This window comes from Streptomyces sp. NPDC051041, from assembly GCF_044456065.1.
Taxonomy (GTDB): domain Bacteria; phylum Actinomycetota; class Actinomycetes; order Streptomycetales; family Streptomycetaceae; genus Streptomyces; species Streptomyces glaucus.
This window is the reverse complement of the sequence record NZ_JBITFM010000001.1, coordinates 332301-349317: the sequence shown is the minus strand read 5'-3', so window position 1 is coordinate 349317 and position 17017 is coordinate 332301. Positions and strand designations below refer to the sequence as shown.

General features: G+C 73.9%; 11 protein-coding genes. All 11 read left to right on the top strand.

Annotated features, from left to right (window positions below; translation table 11 throughout):
- The first annotated feature begins 126 nt into the window (after positions 1-126).
- Entirely contained in the window at positions 127-2091 is a 1965-nt protein-coding gene (locus ACIBAI_RS01550) for a TIGR03960 family B12-binding radical SAM protein (protein ID WP_399030383.1), read from the top strand.
- A 422-nt stretch (positions 2092-2513) separates the two neighbouring features.
- On the top strand, positions 2514-3638 hold the full coding sequence (locus ACIBAI_RS01545) for a hypothetical protein (protein ID WP_399030382.1): 1125 nt from the start codon (positions 2514-2516) through the stop codon (positions 3636-3638).
- 48 nt (positions 3639-3686) lie between these two features.
- Positions 3687-4463, top strand: a complete 777-nt coding sequence (locus ACIBAI_RS01540; protein WP_399030381.1) for a TIGR03936 family radical SAM-associated protein — start codon at positions 3687-3689, stop codon at positions 4461-4463.
- 261 nt (positions 4464-4724) lie between these two features.
- Positions 4725-9227 (top strand): ribonuclease E/G, encoded by a 4503-nt coding sequence (locus tag ACIBAI_RS01535; RefSeq protein ID WP_399030380.1) that lies wholly within the window; start codon positions 4725-4727, stop codon positions 9225-9227.
- A gap of 279 nt (positions 9228-9506) precedes the next feature.
- Positions 9507-9827 (top strand): 50S ribosomal protein L21, encoded by a 321-nt coding sequence (rplU, locus tag ACIBAI_RS01530; RefSeq protein ID WP_004001309.1) that lies wholly within the window; start codon positions 9507-9509, stop codon positions 9825-9827.
- A gap of 14 nt (positions 9828-9841) precedes the next feature.
- A complete protein-coding gene (gene rpmA / locus ACIBAI_RS01525; RefSeq protein WP_344602069.1) occupies positions 9842-10096 on the top strand; it encodes a 50S ribosomal protein L27 in 255 nt (84 codons plus the stop codon).
- Between the two features lie 103 nt (positions 10097-10199).
- Positions 10200-11645 carry a GTPase ObgE gene (obgE, locus tag ACIBAI_RS01520; protein WP_399030379.1) on the top strand — a complete coding sequence of 482 codons (1446 nt, stop codon included), beginning with the start codon at positions 10200-10202 and terminating at the stop codon, positions 11643-11645.
- A gap of 470 nt (positions 11646-12115) precedes the next feature.
- Positions 12116-12262, top strand: coding sequence for a hypothetical protein (locus tag ACIBAI_RS01515; RefSeq protein WP_399030377.1), 147 nt, complete (start codon positions 12116-12118; stop codon positions 12260-12262).
- A 205-nt stretch (positions 12263-12467) separates the two neighbouring features.
- Positions 12468-14027 carry an alkaline phosphatase D family protein gene (locus ACIBAI_RS01510; protein ID WP_399030375.1) on the top strand — a complete coding sequence of 520 codons (1560 nt, stop codon included), beginning with the start codon at positions 12468-12470 and terminating at the stop codon, positions 14025-14027.
- A gap of 106 nt (positions 14028-14133) precedes the next feature.
- The gene (locus ACIBAI_RS01505) at positions 14134-15306 is read left to right on the top strand and encodes a hypothetical protein (RefSeq protein WP_399030717.1); all 1173 of its coding nucleotides are present in this window, start codon (positions 14134-14136) and stop codon (positions 15304-15306) included.
- Between the two features lie 213 nt (positions 15307-15519).
- Positions 15520-17016: a D-ribitol-5-phosphate cytidylyltransferase gene (locus tag ACIBAI_RS01500; protein WP_399030374.1), complete on the top strand. Its 1497-nt coding sequence runs from the start codon at positions 15520-15522 to the stop codon at positions 17014-17016.
- The last annotated feature ends 1 nt before the right edge of the window (position 17017 follow it).

Here is a 17017-nt window from a genome sequence, read left to right as displayed (position 1 = left end):
GGCGGCCGGGGGCGGAGCGGCGCTCCGGGCGTGCGGGGGACCGCTCTGGCCGCGTTAGGCTAGATGGTCACCCGCCCCCCAGCCTCCGGCCGGGGGACCCCAGCCAGCACACGAAGGTTCCGCGAGATGCCTGCCGAAGCCGCTGAGTCTGTGTTCCCGCAGCTCGAAGCTCTGCTCCCGCATGTGCAGAAGCCGATCCAGTACGTCGGCGGAGAGCTCAACTCCACGGTCAAGGACTGGGACTCCTGCGACGTGCGCTGGGCCCTGATGTACCCGGACGCGTACGAGGTCGGACTGCCCAACCAGGGCGTCATGATCCTCTACGAGGTCCTCAACGAGCAGGAGGGCGTCCTCGCCGAGCGCACCTACAGCGTGTGGCCGGACCTGGAGGCGCTGATGCGGGAGCACGGCGTCCCGCAGTTCACGGTGGACAGCCACCGCCCGGTGAAGGCCTTCGACGTGCTCGGCCTGTCCTTCTCCACCGAGCTCGGCTACACCAACATGCTGGCGGCCCTGGACCTGGCCGGCATCCCCCTGCAGGCCCGGGACCGGACGCTGGACGACCCGATCGTCATGGCCGGCGGGCACGCCGCGTTCAACCCCGAGCCCATCGCGGACTTCATCGACTGCGCGGTGATCGGCGACGGCGAGCAGGCGGTCCTGGAGGTCACGGAGATCATCCGCGCCTGGAAGGCCGAGGGCCGCCCGGGCGGCCGCGAGGAGCTCCTCCTGCGCCTGGCGAAGACCGGCGGGGTGTACGTCCCCGGCTTCTACGACGTGGAGTACCTGCCCGACGGCCGCATCGCCCGTGTCGTACCGAACCGCAGCGGTGTCCCGTGGCGCGTGTCGAAGCACACGGTGATGGACCTCGACGAGTGGCCCTACCCCAAGCAGCCGCTGGTCCCGCTGGCGGAGACGGTCCACGAGCGCATGTCGGTCGAGATCTTCCGCGGCTGCACCCGCGGCTGCCGCTTCTGCCAGGCCGGCATGATCACCCGCCCGGTCCGGGAGCGCTCCATCACCGGCATCGGCGAGATGGTCGAAAAGGGCCTGAAGGCGACGGGCTTCGAGGAGGTGGGCCTGCTCTCCCTGTCCTCGGCGGACCACTCGGAGATCGGCGACATCGCCAAGGGCCTGGCGGACCGCTACGAGGACGACAAGATCGGCCTCTCGCTGCCCTCCACCCGCGTGGACGCCTTCAACATCGACCTGGCGAACGAGCTGACGCGCAACGGCCGCCGCTCGGGCCTGACCTTCGCCCCGGAGGGCGGCTCGGAACGCATCCGCAAGGTCATCAACAAGATGGTCTCGGAGGAGGACCTGATCCGCACGGTCGCCACCGCCTACGGCAACGGCTGGCGCCAGGTGAAGCTGTACTTCATGTGCGGCCTGCCCACGGAGACCGACGAGGACGTCCTCCAGATCGCCGACATGGCCACCCGCGTCATCCAGAAGGGCCGCGAGGTCTCCGGCTCCCACGACATCCGCTGCACGGTCTCGATCGGCGGCTTCGTGCCCAAGCCGCACACCCCGTTCCAGTGGGCGCCGCAGCTGAGCGCGGAGGAGACGGACGCCCGCCTGGCCAAGCTCCGGGACAAGATCCGCGGCGACAAGAAGTACGGCCGCTCCATCGGCTTCCGCTACCACGACGGCAAGCCCGGCATCGTCGAAGGCCTGCTCTCCCGCGGCGACCGCCGCGTCGGCGCGGTCATCCGGGCCGTCTACGAGGACGGCGGCCGCTTCGACGGCTGGCGCGAGCACTTCTCGTACGACCGCTGGATGCAGTGCGCCGAGAAGGCCCTCGCCCCGTACGGCGTGGACGTCGACTGGTACACCACCCGCGAGCGCACCTACGAGGAGGTCCTGCCCTGGGACCACCTCGACTCCGGCCTCGACAAGGACTGGCTCTGGGAGGACTGGCAGGACGCCCTCGACGAGCAGGAGGTCGAGGACTGCCGCTGGACGCCGTGCTTCGACTGCGGGGTGTGCCCGCAGATGGACACCCACATCCAGATCGGCCCGACCGGCAAGAAGCTGCTGCCGCTGACGGTCAAGAACGCGGCGCCGGCTCCCACCGGCAAGGCCGGCTGAGCCCTCCGGCGGCACCCCGGCGGCATCCGTCGAGCCCCCTCCCGGCGCGGCGGGGGCTCGGTGCGGAGCCGGAGGCCCGGGGCGCGGCCGCGCGGGGCCTGCCGGCCGAGGGCTGCCGGGCGCCGGCCTTCCGGGCGTCCCCCTGATGCGCGCGGAGGAGACCCCGCCGTCCGGCCCGGGGCAGCTCGTGTGGCCGGTGCACATGCCCGACCCGAACCGGTACCGGGCGCGGGGAGGCTGGACCGCCAACCGGCGTGCGCGGGCGCGGACCCTTTCGAGCGGGACCGGCACGCCGCGCAGGCGGCCGAGGCGCGGCGCCGGCGGCCCTCCGGAACCGGGTTCCCCGCCGGGCCGCCGCGGTGTGCGGGCTCCGTCCGCGCGCCCGGTGGATCCGGACCCGGGGCCGGGACGTCTACGCAGGTATGGATCTGGAGAAGAGGCCGGAGCGGCACGAGGAGCCCCAGGGGTGTCTCGCCGCAGCGATCCGTGTCCCCGTGCGGATCGTGGTGCTGGTGCTGGTCGTGCCGGTGCGGATGGTGTGGGACGCGCTGGCCGCCGGGGGGCGGTTCCTGTACGGCGCGGTGCTCACCCCGCTCGGGCGCGCGCTGCGGTGGGCCGGGCGGGCGGTGTTCGTGTGGCCCTTCGCGGGGCTGTGGCGGTACGTCCTGGTCCCCGCGGGCAGGGCGCTGGCCCGGCTCGGGAACGTCCTGCTCGTCGTTCCCGCGGTGTGGCTGCACCGGCACCTGCTGGCGCCCCTCGGCCGCGGGCTGGCCCGGGGGACCGGGGCCGCGCTGGCCTGGGTGTACACGTACGCGCTGGCGCCGATCGGGCGGGCGTCGAGGTGGGTCCTCGGGGGAGCGGCGCGGGTCCTCGCGGGGATCGGGGCCGTGCTCGCGGTCCTCGGGGCCGGGGGGTACGCCGTGGCCGCCCGGCTCGTGCGGTACCTCGTCGTCGTGCCCGCCCGGTGGCTGTACGCCCGGGTCCTCACCCCGCTCGGGCACGCCGTCGCCTGGTGCGCCAAGGGGCTGGTGCGGCTGGGGAGCACGATCGTCGCCGGGGTCGGCACGGCCCTGTACTGGATCGTGCGGATCCTCGTCGTCCTGCCCGTCCGCGCCGTGTGGCGCTGGATCCTCGTCCCCGCCGGCCGCGTCCTCGCCGTCGTCGGACGGGAGGCGCGGGCCGCCCTCGGGCACGCCTGGCGGATCGCGGGGCACCTCTCGCTCGCCGTCGGACGGTTCCTCGCGGCCCTCTTCCGGTGGATCCTCCTCGAACCGGTGCGGTGGGTGTACCGCGGGGTGCTGACCCCCGTCGGGCACCTGGCGCGGGACGCCGTCCTGCGGCCCGCCGCCGAAGCCGTGCGCGGTGCGGGGCGGGCCGTGCGGCAGGCGCTCTCCGCCGCCCGGCAGTCCGTGCGGCAGGCCCGCGCCGACGTCCGCCGGACGCTGTTCGGGGAGCCCCGGCGGGGGCGGGCGGCGGACCGCCGGGAACCTTCGGCGGCCGAGGCACGTACTCTTGGTAGCAGTACGACCGCTCTCACGAAGGACTGAACGACACTGGGCAAGCGACAGCCCGAAGGCCCGCCGCCCCTACCCGCGGTGCAGCGCATCCGACTGCGCTACACCAAGCGCGGCCGCCTCCGGTTCACCAGCCACCGTGACTTCCAGCGCGCCTTCGAGCGTGCGTTGCGCCGCGCCGAGGTGCCCATGGCCTACTCGGCGGGGTTCACACCGCACCCGAAGGTGTCGTACGCCAATGCCGCACCCACCGGCACGGGCAGTGAGGCGGAGTACCTGGAGATCGCGCTCACCCAGGCGCGCGACCCGGAGCAGCTCAGGCTCCTCCTCGACGAGTCGCTGCCCGCCGGGCTCGACATCGTCGAGGCGGTCGAGGCCCGGACCGGCGGACTCGCCGACCGGCTCACGGCTTCCGTCTGGGAGCTGCGGCTGGACGGCGTGGACCCGGCCGAGGCCCGGCGCGCGGTGGAAGCCTTCAACGCGGCCGACACCGTCGAGGTCCAGCGGCTGACCAAGAACGGCGTCCGCACCTTCGACGCCCGTTCCGCGGTCGTGAGCCTGGAGAGCGTGGAAACACACGGTTCGCAGGTTGATAGGCCGAACGACCAGCCCTGTGCGATACTGCGGCTGGTTGTTCGGCACGTGACGCCTGCCGTACGACCCGACGACGTCCTGTCCGGTCTCAGCGCCGTGGCCGACCTGGCGCCGCCGGTCCCCGCAGCGGTGACCAGGCTGGCGCAGGGGCTGTTCGATGAAGAGACCGGGACGGTGACCGACCCGCTCGCGCCCGACCGCGAGGCAGCAGCGCCCGAGCCGCACACAGCCGGCGCGACTGCCGCCGCGAAGGCACCGGCGTAAGGAAGGTCCCGCACAGGGACGGACGTCGAAGCGCCGCCCTCGAACTCGGGAGCCACCTGGGTCGGGCAGCGCACCGACCAGAAGACTTTCGCCAGGCCGTACGCGACATGGCTTACGGAACCGGCGAGACAGGACACAGAGAGCTCCCGTGCGGCGCCCGCGCCCCGGACGGCGGACACCGCGCACCGCGCGAGCCGCGGACGTCACCGGCATCGCCGGACCAGGCGCGGCGCCCGGGAGCCTGACGGGAGATACGCCCGCATGCTCAAGCCGACCGAACCCACCGAGGGTTCCGAACTGAAGACTCCCAGCGACACGCTGCCGCCGCGCAGGCGACGCCGTGCCGCCTCCCGCCCGGCGGGCCCGCCGGCCACCACCTCCGACACGCCGGTGGAGACCGTCACGCCGGCCATACCGGCCGCCGAGCCCTCCGACCTCACGGCACAGGCCGAGGAGGAGGCGGCTGCCGCCGAGGGCGCCGAGAACGCCGAAGGCCAGGCGACCGAAGCGGCCGCCGGCGCGGAAGAAACCGTAGCGGCCGCCGAGGAGAAGGAAGACACGGGGGCGGCGCAGACCGGTGCCGCCGTCTCCGGCGGCGAGGAAGCCGCGCCCGCCGGGCGCAGGCGCCGCCGGGTGGTCCGCCGGGCGTCCGCGCCCGCCGGGTCCCCGGCGACGGCGGCGGCCGAGACCGTCGTACCGGCGACGCCCGTCGCGTCCGCCGCGCCCGTCGCGTCCGGTGCGGACAGCACCTCCGGCGCCGGGGCGGAGGAGCGGACCGAGGCTCCCGCCGCGACCGCGGCTCCTGCTTCGCCCGACGGGGCCGCGTCCGGCCAGGAGGCCGGGAGCGCCGCTCCGCGGCGTGCTCGCCGCCGGGTGACGCGCGACGTGACCTCGCCCACCGCCCCGTCCGTGCCGGCGGAAGCCGCCGGGACCGTCGCCGGGACCTCCCCGGCGACGGCGACCGCCGAGGCCGCGGAGCAGGCGGAGCCCGCCGAGGCCGGTGAAGAGGCCGCGCCGCGCCGGGTACGCCGTCGTACGACGCGCCGCGTGTCCGCGCCCGCCGAGGCGCCGGCGACAGCGGAGGCCGAGGACACGGCCGAGACGCCCGCCGCCGGAACCCCTCAGGCCCCGGCCGCCGCCGGAGGCGCCGAGGCCGGGAGCGCCGAGGCCGCGGAGCAGGCGGAGCCCGCCGAGGCCGGTGAGGAGGCCGCGCCGCGCCGGGTGCGCCGTCGTGCGACGCGCCGCGTGTCAGCGCCCGCCGGGGCGCCGACCGGTGCCGCCGGGACGGACGAAGCCGCCCGGGGCGCCGAGGCCGTGCCGGCCGCCGAGACCCTCGCCGCCGAGACCCCCGAGCCCGCCGCGGCCCCCGAGCCCGCCGCGGCTGCTCCCGCCCCTCGGGCCGCCGAGCCCGCCGAGGCCGCCGCCCCCCGCCGCGCCCGCCGTCGCGTGGTGCGCAAGGCCGCCACCGGGTTCGCCGAGCCCGCCCGGCCCGAGACCCCGGCCGCCGAGAACGACGCTCCGCCGCGGCCCGCGCGGCCCGCCGTAGCGCTGTTCCAGCCGCCCGTGTTCACCCAGCCCCGGTTCCAGACGCCGGAGCGGGCCGCCGCCGAAGCGGCCGCCGAGGCCGCCGGGGCCACCGAGGCGGAGGAGGAGACCGAGGAGTTCCCGCAGGAGCAGCCCGCCGGGTCGCGCCGCCGCCGGCGGCGCCGGGACGCCGGACAGGGCGAGGAACCCGCGGACCGGGGCGCCGGGAGCGCTCACCAGGACGAGCCCGACGAGCCCGACGAGGGCGAGGAGGACGAGGAGACGGCCGAGGACCACGCCGAGGGCGAGGAGGCCGAGGAGAACGGCTCGCGCCGTCGCCGTCGCCGGGGCGGCCGTCGCCGTCGCCGGGGCGAGTCCGCCGAGGCCGAGTCCGGCGAGCCCGCGGACGGCGACGCCGAGCAGCTCGCCGCCGAGCAGGCCGCCCAGGACGCCGAGGACACCGCCGAGCAGGTGGAGGAGGACGCCGAGGACACCGCCGAGCAGGCGGAGGACGGCGAGGAGCCGTCGGCCGGCGCGGCCGGCTCCACCAGCAGCCGCCGCCGGCGCCGCCGTCGCCGGCGTGCCGGTGACACGTCCGTGGACGCCGAGCCCGCCGCCGGCGACCCCGAGCGCACCGTCGTCAAGGTCCGCGAGCCCCGCAAGCCCGCCGAGCCGTCCGACGAGGTGCAGTCCATCAAGGGCTCGACCCGGCTGGAGGCCAAGAAGCAGCGCCGCCGCGAGGGCCGTGAGCAGGGCCGCCGCCGCGTTCCGATCATCACCGAAGCCGAGTTCCTGGCCCGGCGCGAGGCCGTCGAGCGCGTCATGGTCGTCCGCCAGCACGGCGACCGCACGCAGATCGGCGTCCTGGAGGACGGCGTGCTCGTCGAGCACTACGTCAACAAGGAGCAGGCGGTCTCGTACGTCGGGAACGTCTACCTCGGCAAGGTGCAGAACGTGCTGCCGTCGATGGAGGCCGCCTTCATCGACATCGGCAAGGGCCGCAACGCCGTCCTGTACGCCGGCGAGGTCAACTTCGAGGCCCTCGGCATGGCGGGCGGCCCGCGCCGCATCGAGTCCGCCCTGAAGTCGGGCCAGTCGGTCCTGGTGCAGGTCACCAAGGACCCGATCGGCCACAAGGGCGCCCGTCTGACCAGCCAGGTCTCCCTGCCGGGCCGCTACCTCGTGTACGTGCCCGAGGGCTCGATGACCGGCATCAGCCGCAAGCTGCCCGACACCGAGCGGTCCCGGCTGAAGACCATCCTCAAGAGGATCGTCCCCGAGGACGCGGGCGTCATCGTCCGCACGGCCGCGGAGGGCGCGAGCGAGGAGGAGCTGCGCCGGGACGTCGAGCGGCTGCAGGCGCAGTGGGAGGACATCCAGAAGAAGGCCAGGAACGGCAACGCGCCGACGCTGCTGTACGGCGAGCCGGACATGACCGTCCGGGTCGTGCGCGACATCTTCAACGAGGACTTCTCCAAGGTCATCGTCAGCGGCGACGACGCCTGGCAGACCATCCACGGGTACGTCTCGCACGTCGCGCCGGATCTCGCCGGCCGCCTGCAGAGGTGGACCAGCGAGGTCGACGTCTTCGCCACCTACCGGATCGACGAGCAGCTCGCCAAGGCGCTGGACCGCAAGGTCTGGCTGCCCAGCGGCGGCTCGCTGGTGATCGACCGGACCGAGGCGATGGTCGTCATCGACGTCAACACCGGCAAGTTCACCGGCCAGGGCGGCAACCTGGAGGAGACCGTCACCAGGAACAACCTGGAGGCGGCCGAGGAGATCGTCCGCCAGCTGAGGCTGCGCGACCTCGGCGGCATCATCGTCATCGACTTCATCGACATGGTCCTGGAGTCGAACCGCGATCTGGTGCTGCGCCGCCTGCTGGAGTGCCTGGGCCGCGACCGTACGAAGCACCAGGTCGCCGAGGTGACCTCGCTGGGGCTGGTGCAGATGACCCGCAAGCGGGTCGGACAGGGACTGCTGGAGTCGTTCTCCGAGACCTGCGTCCACTGCAACGGCCGCGGTGTCATCGTCCACCTGGACCAGGCCGCCTCCGCCGGGGGCGGCGGCAAGCGCAAGAAGCGCGCGCGGGCCGGCGGGGCCGAGCAGCCGCACGAGCACGAGGCCGCGGCCGCCGTCGAGCCCGCCGAGACCGCCGAGCAGGAGGCGGACGCCGAGGCCGAGGCCCCGGTCGCCGCGGAGACCGCCGAGCCGGCGGCCCTGCCGGAGCCCGCCTTCGCGCCGGACGAGGAGCTGTACAGCAGCGTCGCCGAGGCGGAGGCCGCGGTCCGGCGCGGGCGCACGCGGCGCCGGACGAGCCGGCGGGCGTCGGCCCCGGCGGGCGCGCCCGCGGCGCGGACCGCGCAGGCCGAGACGGTGCCGACGGCCCAGGACGTCAGCGCCGAGGAGGAGGCCGAGCGTCCGGTGCAGCCCGAGTCGGCCGCCGAGGCGCTGGCCGAGCCCGCCGCCGTCGAGGACGCGGTCGTCGGTACGCCGCAGGACGCGGCCCCGGCGGCCGAGGAGGCCGCGCCCAAGGGCCGTACGCGCCGGCGGGCGACCCGCAGGGCGTCCGCGCCGGCCGGTTCCCCCGCGGGGGCCGAGGCGGCCGTGGTGACGGTCCCCGAGGCCGCGCCCGCGGCGGCCCCGGAGGCCGAGCCGCAGGCCGGGACGGCGACGCCGGCTCCGGAGGCCCCGGCGGCTCCGGCGGAGCAGCCCGAGGCGGCCGCGGCGGAGAGCGCCGCCCCGGCTCGTCCGCGCCGCCGCGCCGTGCGCAAGCCCACCGTGTCCACCGCGCCCGAGGAGGCGGCCGTCGTGGTCCTCCCGGCGGCCCCGGAGACCCCGGCGGCCCCGGAGCCCGCCGCTCAGGAGCCCTCCGCCCCGGAGACCCCGGCCGCTCAGGAGGCCCCCGCTCAGGAGGTTCCTGTCCAGGAGGCCCCCGCCGCGGAGCAGGACGCCGAGGCGGCCGAGGCGGCCGAGGAGGCGCCTCCGGCCAAGAAGGCGGCCCGCAAGACGGCGAAGAAGGCCACGGCGAAGAAGGCCGCCACCAAGAAGACGGCGGCCGCCAAGACGACGGCCGCCAAGAAGACGACGGCCAAGAAGGCGACCGCCGCCAAGAAGACGACGGCCAAGAAGACGGCGAAGACCGCCAAGACGGCCGCCAAGAAGACCACGTCGAAGAAGGCCGCGGAGGCGGAGCAGACGCTGTCCTCCGTCTCGGCCCCCGGCGACGAGGCCTGACCCCCACCGGGGCGCACGCGAGCGGCGCGTGCGCCCCGGACCCCGGTGGCGGCCGGCGCCCCGGACCCCGTTCGGCGTGACCGGTCGCACACCCCCGGGCCCGGTTTGACCCCTTCGGCAGCGGGCCCGTACCCTTGACCGTCGGCGTGTCCCCTGACACGCCACATCCCCGTAAACCTCTTCCTCCCGGGCACAGGGTTGGCCGGGAGAGGCCGTCCGCTGTGCCGGGCGGCTGGCCTGCGGGGGTGCCGTTCCCACGAGCGAGAGAGTGAGTTCCGCGTGTACGCGATCGTGCGCAGCGGTGGTCGTCAGCACAAGGTTGCTGTCGGCGACATCGTCGAGGTTGACAAGATTTCCACCGCCAAGGTCGGCGACACGGTCGAGCTCTCGACCCTGCTCGTTGTCGACGGCGACTCCGTGACCAGCGACCCGTGGGTGCTGGCCGGCATCAAGGTCCAGGCCGAGGTCGTGGACCACCACAAGGGCCAGAAGATCGACATTCTGCGCTACAAGAACAAGACCGGCTACCGTCGTCGTCAGGGCCACCGCCAGCAGTACACGGCGATCAAGGTCACTGAGATCCCCACGGCTGCGAAGTAAGGGACTGAGAACAGATGGCACACAAGAAGGGCGCATCGTCCACCCGGAACGGTCGCGACTCCAACGCCCAGCGGCTCGGCGTGAAGCGCTTCGGCGGTCAGGTCGTCAACGCCGGTGAGATCCTCGTCCGCCAGCGCGGCACCCACTTCCACCCGGGCGCCGGCGTCGGCCGCGGCGGCGACGACACGCTGTTCGCGCTGCAGGCCGGTGCGGTGCAGTTCGGCACCAACCGCGGCCGCAAGGTCGTGAACATCGTTCCGGTCGCCTGACCGAACGTTTCGCGAGGCGGACCTCACTTCCCGTACGGGAAGCAGGTCCGCCTTTCGCGTGTTACCGAAGAGACACCCCGTATCCAACTGGAGGCACCGAACCATGACCACCTTCGTGGACCGCGTCGAGCTCCATGTCGCCGCGGGTAACGGAGGCCACGGCTGTGCCTCCGTGCACCGGGAGAAGTTCAAGCCGCTCGGCGGCCCGGACGGCGGCAACGGCGGCCGCGGTGGCGATGTGATCCTCACCGTCGACCAGTCCGTGACCACCCTGCTCGACTACCACCACTCCCCGCACCGCAAGGCCACCAACGGCAAGCCCGGCGAGGGCGGCAACCGCTCCGGCAAGGACGGCCAGGACCTCGTCCTGCCCGTGCCGGACGGCACCGTCGTCCTCGACCGGGCGGGCAACGTCCTCGCCGACCTGGTCGGCCACGGCACGTCGTACGTCGCCGCCCAGGGCGGCCGGGGCGGGCTCGGCAACGCGGCGCTGGCCTCCGCGCGGCGCAAGGCGCCCGGATTCGCGCTGCTCGGCGAGCCGGGGGACGTGCAGGACATCGTCCTGGAGCTGAAGACCGTCGCCGACGTGGCGCTGGTCGGCTACCCGAGCGCGGGCAAGTCGTCCCTGATCTCCGTGCTGTCCGCCGCCAAGCCGAAGATCGCCGACTACCCGTTCACCACCCTCGTGCCGAACCTGGGCGTGGTGACGGCCGGCTCGACCGTGTACACGATCGCGGACGTGCCGGGGCTGATCCCGGGCGCCAGCCAGGGCAAGGGACTGGGCCTGGAGTTCCTGCGGCACGTGGAACGGTGCAGCGTGCTCGTGCACGTGCTGGACACCGCCACCCTGGAGTCCGACCGCGACCCCGTCTCCGACCTCGACGTGATCGAGGAGGAGCTGCGGCAGTACGGCGGCCTCGACGACCGGCCGCGGATCGTGGTCCTGAACAAGATCGACGTACCGGACGGCAAGGACCTGGCCGACATGGTGCGGCCCGACCTCCAGGCCCGGGGCTACCGCGTCTTCGAGGTCTCGGCGGTGGCGCACATCGGGCTGAAGGAACTGTCGTACGCGCTGGCCGAACTGGTGGCGAAGGCGCGGGCCGCCAAGCCGAGGGAAGAGGCCACGCGGATCGTGATCCGGCCCAAGGCCGTCGACGACGCGGGCTTCACGGTGACGCGCGAGGAGGCCGGCGGCGAGCCGCTGTTCCGGGTGCGCGGCGAGAAGCCCGAGCGGTGGGTGCGGCAGACCGACTTCAACAACGACGAGGCCGTCGGCTACCTCGCGGACCGGCTCAACCGGCTCGGTGTCGAGGAGGAGCTGATGAAGGCGGGCGCCCGGGCCGGCGACGGGGTCGCGATCGGGCCCGAGGAGAACGCCGTCGTCTTCGACTGGGAGCCGTCCGTGACGGCCGGCGCGGAGATGCTGGGCCGGCGCGGTGAGGACCACCGGTTCGAGGCGCCCCGCCCCGCGGCGCAGCGGCGCCGGGACCGGCAGGCGGAACGGGACGAGGCGGAGCGGGAGTTCGACGGCTTCGAGCCGTTCTGACGGACACCGGGCGGGCGGCGCGCCGGCGCCGGGCACGCCGGTTGACGCCGGGGCACGTCGGCTGACGCCGGGGAAAGCCCCGGCGCACGCCAGGGCGGCCGGCCGGTTCTCCGGGGAGTCGCATCAGGCGGCGAGGAGGAGTGGCTTGCTCCTCCGCGCAGCCGACTGCCGTGCCGGTCCCCGGAGCGGACGTGTCCCGCCCGTTCCGGTCCCCGCTGCCGAGAACGCGCCGCGCGGCGCTCGTCGTCGCCACGGCGCTGCTCGCCGCGCTCGCCGCCGCGCCGCCCGGTCCGAGGCCGCCCCGGCGGGATCGCGGCCGCCCCGGCGGGATCGCGGCCGGACCCCGACGGCGACGAGTACGACGCCCGGCGGGTCGTGTACCGGCCGGGCAGCCGCGCCGGCCTCACGCCGTACGCCCGTGTCCTCGACGCCGACGGCGCCGGGCTGCAGGGCGGCGGGACCCCGGGGACGTGAACGCCGACGGCGTCGGCATCGTGGTCGGCCGGGCCGTCGACGGGTACGGCAGCGACCTCGTCACCCACCGCGCCGAGGGCGGCCGCACCGTTCTCGGCACCACCGGGACCGGCGCGCGGCTCGGGCCGGGATTCGCCTGCTGAACGGCTCCGTCACCGGCGGACACTGAGGGTCCGTAGGACCCGTTGCGGCAAGAACCCGTTCGTCGTGCTGTTCCCGTGCCGCAACGGGTCTCCTGTTGTCTGCCTACTTGTCATGCACGCGAGGCCCGGTGTTCAGCGGGCGGACCGTCCGGGCGGCGAGCTTCGCAGTGTTCGCAAGAGGCCAGCGAGGCAAGGGAGTTCGCCGATGACCGGAGAGAACGGGGCCGTATCGCCCGACCGTCGCCGCTTTCTGACCGCCGGTGCCGCGGTGGTCGGGGCCGCGGCCTCCGCCCAGCTGTGGCTGCCGAACGCCGCCCGCGCCGCCGAAACCCCGCTGCCCGACGGCGTGTTCAGCCTCGGTGTCGCCTCCGGCGACCCGCTGCCGGACGGCGTCGTGCTGTGGACCAGACTCGCCCCCGACCCGCTGAACGGCGGCGGCATGCCCGACCGGGCCGTGCCGGTGGAGTGGCAGGTCGCCGAGGACGCCCGGTTCCGGAAGGTCGTCCGCCGGGGCACCGCCCAGGCCCGGCCCGAGTACGGGCACAGCGTGCACGTGGACGCGCGCGGCCTGCGCCCGGACCGTACGTACTGGTACCGCTTCCGCACCGGCGGACAGCTCTCGCCCGTCGGCCGCACCCGCACCGCGCCCCACCGGCACCGCTCCGGCGGCACCCTGCGGATCGCGCTCGCCTCCTGCCAGAACTGGCAGCACGGCTGGTTCACGCCGTACGCCGACATGCTGGACCAGGACCCGGACATCGTGCTGTTCGTCGGCGACTACATCTACGAGTCCACCCCGTCGGCGACGGCCGTGCGCCGCCACGAGGGCACCGGCGAGCCGTACTCCCTGGCCCAGTACCGCAACCGGTACGCCCAGTACCGCACCGACCCGGACCTGGCGGCGATGCACGCGAGCGCGCCCTTCGTCGTCACCTTCGACGACCACGAGGTCGACAACGACTTCGCCGGCGAGATCCCGCAGGACCCCGACAAGCAGCCGCACGACGCGTTCACGGCCCGGCTGACCGCGGCCTACCAGGCGTACTACGAGCACATGCCGGTCCGCGCCACCGCCGTCCCGAACGGCCCGCACATCCGGATGTACCGCCGCCTGGAGTTCGGCCGCCTGGCCCGGCTCAACGTCCTCGACACCCGGCAGTACCGCAGCGACCAGGCCACCAGCCAGGCCGGCGCCCAGGACCCGAAGCTCACCATGCTCGGCGCCCGGCAGAAGCAGTGGCTGCTGGACGGACTGCGCCGCTCGCCCGCCCGCTGGAACCTGGTCGCCTCGCAGATCATGATGGCCGAGACCGATCTGCTGGTCGGCGAGGGCAAGCAGTGGTTCTACGACGCCTGGGACGGCTACCAGGTCGAACGCAACCAGTTCCTCGAGGAGTTCAAGCAGGTCCGCAACCCGGTCGTGCTCACCGGCGACCGCCACCTGACGATGATCAGCGACCTGAAGGAGGACTTCGCCGACCCGGACTCCGCCGTCGTCGGCGCCGAGTTCGTCGGCACCTCCATCTCCAGCAACGGCGACCAGGACCAGGACGCCTTCCGCAGGGAGTGGGACCCGCGCAGGGCGGACAACCCGCACTGGAAGCTGCTCGACGCCCACCGCGGCTACCACCTCTTCGACGTCCGCCGGGACGGCATCGACGCCCAGGTGCGGATCGTGGACACGGTGCGGCGGCCGACGGCGACGCCGAGCACGCTGGCCCGGCTGCGGGTGGAGGCGGGCAGGCCCGGCGTCGAACTCGTCTGACGCGGGCGCGGTCCGGGTGACCTCGCCCGGGGGGAGCCTGGGACTCATCCGCGTCCCAGGCTCCTCTCAGCGCTTCCTCAGCGACGTCTCCTACCGTCCCGTGACCATGGAGACGGACCGCACGAGAGACCAAGCACCGGTGAGCGCCGGCGCCGCCCCGCTGCCCGCCGGCACCCGGCTGCTGCACATCGGCCCGCACAAGACCGGGACCACCGCCGTCCAGGGCGCGCTGTTCGCGGCCAGGGACCGGATGCCGGCGTACGGCGTGGAGTTCCCGGCGCACAGCAGGCACCCCATGGAGGCCGTGCTGGCCGCCTGTGCCCGGCCCGCGATGATGGGCGACACCGTGCCGACCGACCGGCACTGGAAGCGGCTGCTCGACCAGGTGGCGGCCACCGGCGAACGCACCTCGGTGGTCAGCAGCGAGTTCTTCGCCGACGCCGGGGACGAGGCGACCGTCGCGCGGATCGTCGGGCAGCTCGGCGGCGACCGGGTGCACGTCCTGGTCACCCTGCGTCCGCTGACGCGGATCATGCCCTCCCAGTGGCAGCAGTACGTGCAGAACGGGCTGCGCATGGGCTACGAGGAGTGGCTGGAGCACATGCTCCGAAAGCCCCCGTACGAGAAGCCCACCCCCACCTTCTGGCACCGTCACCGGCACGACCGGCTCATCGAGCGGTGGGCCCGGGTCGTCGGCCCGGACCGGGTCACCGTCGTCGTGGTCGACGACCGCGACCGGGACGCCCTGATGCGCACCTTCGAGGCGCTGCTCGGACTGCCCGGGGACCTCCTGCAGCCCGTCCCGGACACGGCGAACCGTTCCCTCACTCTCGCCGAGGCCGAAATGCTGCGGAATCTCAACCGGGAATTCCGCGGCAACGGCCTGCCGGACGAGCTGTATTCCGCACTCGTGCGCAACGGCGCGGTTCCGCACCTGAAGAACACGTGCGCCCCGTCGCCGCAGGACGTGCGGATCGGCACGCCCGCCTGGGCCGTCGAGGCCGCCGCGGCGATCGGCGCCCGGGCGGCCGCGCGGATCGGCGGCACGGGCGTACGCGTCGTCGGCGACCTGGGACTGCTGTCCCTCGCCCCGCCGCCCGCCGACCCGGCGCCCGGCCGGGCGCGCCTCGCCCCCGAGGCGGCCGCCCGCGCGCTGTACGGGGCGCTGGCCGCGGCGGCGGCCGGACCCGCCCGGACGCGCGGCGTTCACCAGACGCCGTCCAGGGAACTGGTCAAGGTGCTCGGCCACCGCTGCCTGAAGCGGCTGCGGCGGCGCTGAGCCGTCCTCATGTCACGCTCGGCAATGCCGGATTCCTGTGGAGTTACTCACAGCAATCAGCGGGGCGTTCCCGGAACCGGCTCACCGGTCACCGGGAACCAAGGTGAATGGCAGGTTGCGCGCACATATGCGGTGGAGGACGCTCACCTTGCACTGCGGTAACCACAAGTGGGACCATTTCCAGGTTCCCTGTCGCCCCAAGGTAGGTCACCTGTGTCCCAGCACATAGCCAAGCCCCGTACCACCGCAGTGATCCTGGCCGGCGGTACCGGTCAGCGCGTGGGTCTGTCGATCCCCAAGCAGCTGCTGAAGATCGCCGGCAAGGCAGTCATCGAGCACACCCTGACCACCTTCGAGAAGGCCGACTCGATCGACGACGTCATCGTGCTGATGGCACCGGGCTACGTGCCGGACGTCGAGAAGATCGTCGCGAAGGCCGGGTTCAAGAAGGTCTCGCGGATCATCGAGGGCGGCGCCACCCGCAACGAGACCACCGAGCGCGCCATCGCCGCCCTCGGCGAGGGCCTGGCCGAGGGCGAGGACCTCAACGTCCTCTTCCACGACGCCGTGCGCCCCCTGCTGTCGCAGCGCGTCATCGACGACTGCGTGGCGGCGCTGGAGCGCTACCAGGCCGTCGACGTGGCGATCCCGTCCGCGGACACCATCATCGTCACCCGCACCCACGGCGAGGACGGCGAGTTCATCACCGAGATCCCGGACCGCTCCCGCCTGCGCCGCGGCCAGACCCCGCAGGCCTTCAAGCTGTCCACGATCCGCAGGGCGTACCAGGTCGCCTCCGGCGACCCCAACTTCCAGGCCACCGACGACTGCTCGGTCGTGCTCAAGTACCTGCCGGACGTGCCGATCCACGTGGTGGCGGGCGACGAGTACAACATGAAGGTCACCCAGCCCGTCGACGTCTTCATCGCCGACAAGCTCTTCCAGCTCGCCTCCACCGCCGCGCCCGAGCAGAACGGCGAGGAGGCCTACCGCGAGCTGCTCACCGGCAGGACCCTGGTGGTCTTCGGCGGCTCGTACGGCATCGGCAAGGACATCGCCGAACTCGCCGAGTCCTACGGCGCCACCGTGTACGCGCTGGGCCGCTCCACCACCGGCACCCACGTGGAGAACCCGGAGGAGGTCGACGACGCGCTGTCCAAGGCGTACGCCGAGACCGGGCGCATCGACTACGTCGTCAACACCGCCGGCGTGCTGCGCATCGGCAAGCTGGCCGAGACCGACAACGCCACCATCGAGGAGGCGCTGAAGGTCAACTACCTGGCCCCGGTGCAGATCGCGCGCTCCTCCTACAAGTACCTGGCCGAGACCAAGGGCCAGCTGCTGCTGTACACCTCCAGCAGCTACACCCGCGGCCGCGCCGAGTACAGCCTGTACTCCTCGACCAAGGCCGCGATGGTGAACCTCACCCAGGCCCTGTCCGACGAGTGGGCCGCCGACGGCATCCGCGTCAACTGCATCAACCCCGAGCGGACCGCCACCCCGATGCGCACCAAGGCCTTCGGCCAGGAGCCCGCGGGCACGCTGCTGTCCTCCGAGGCCGTGGCCCGCACCTCGCTGGACGTGCTGCTGTCCGAGCTGACCGGCCATGTCATCGACGTCCGCCAGCAGGACCCGACCGCCGCCGCAGGCAAGGCCTCCGGTTTCGAGCAGGCGCTGGCCTCGGTGCTGGACCGTCAGAACGGCATGTAAT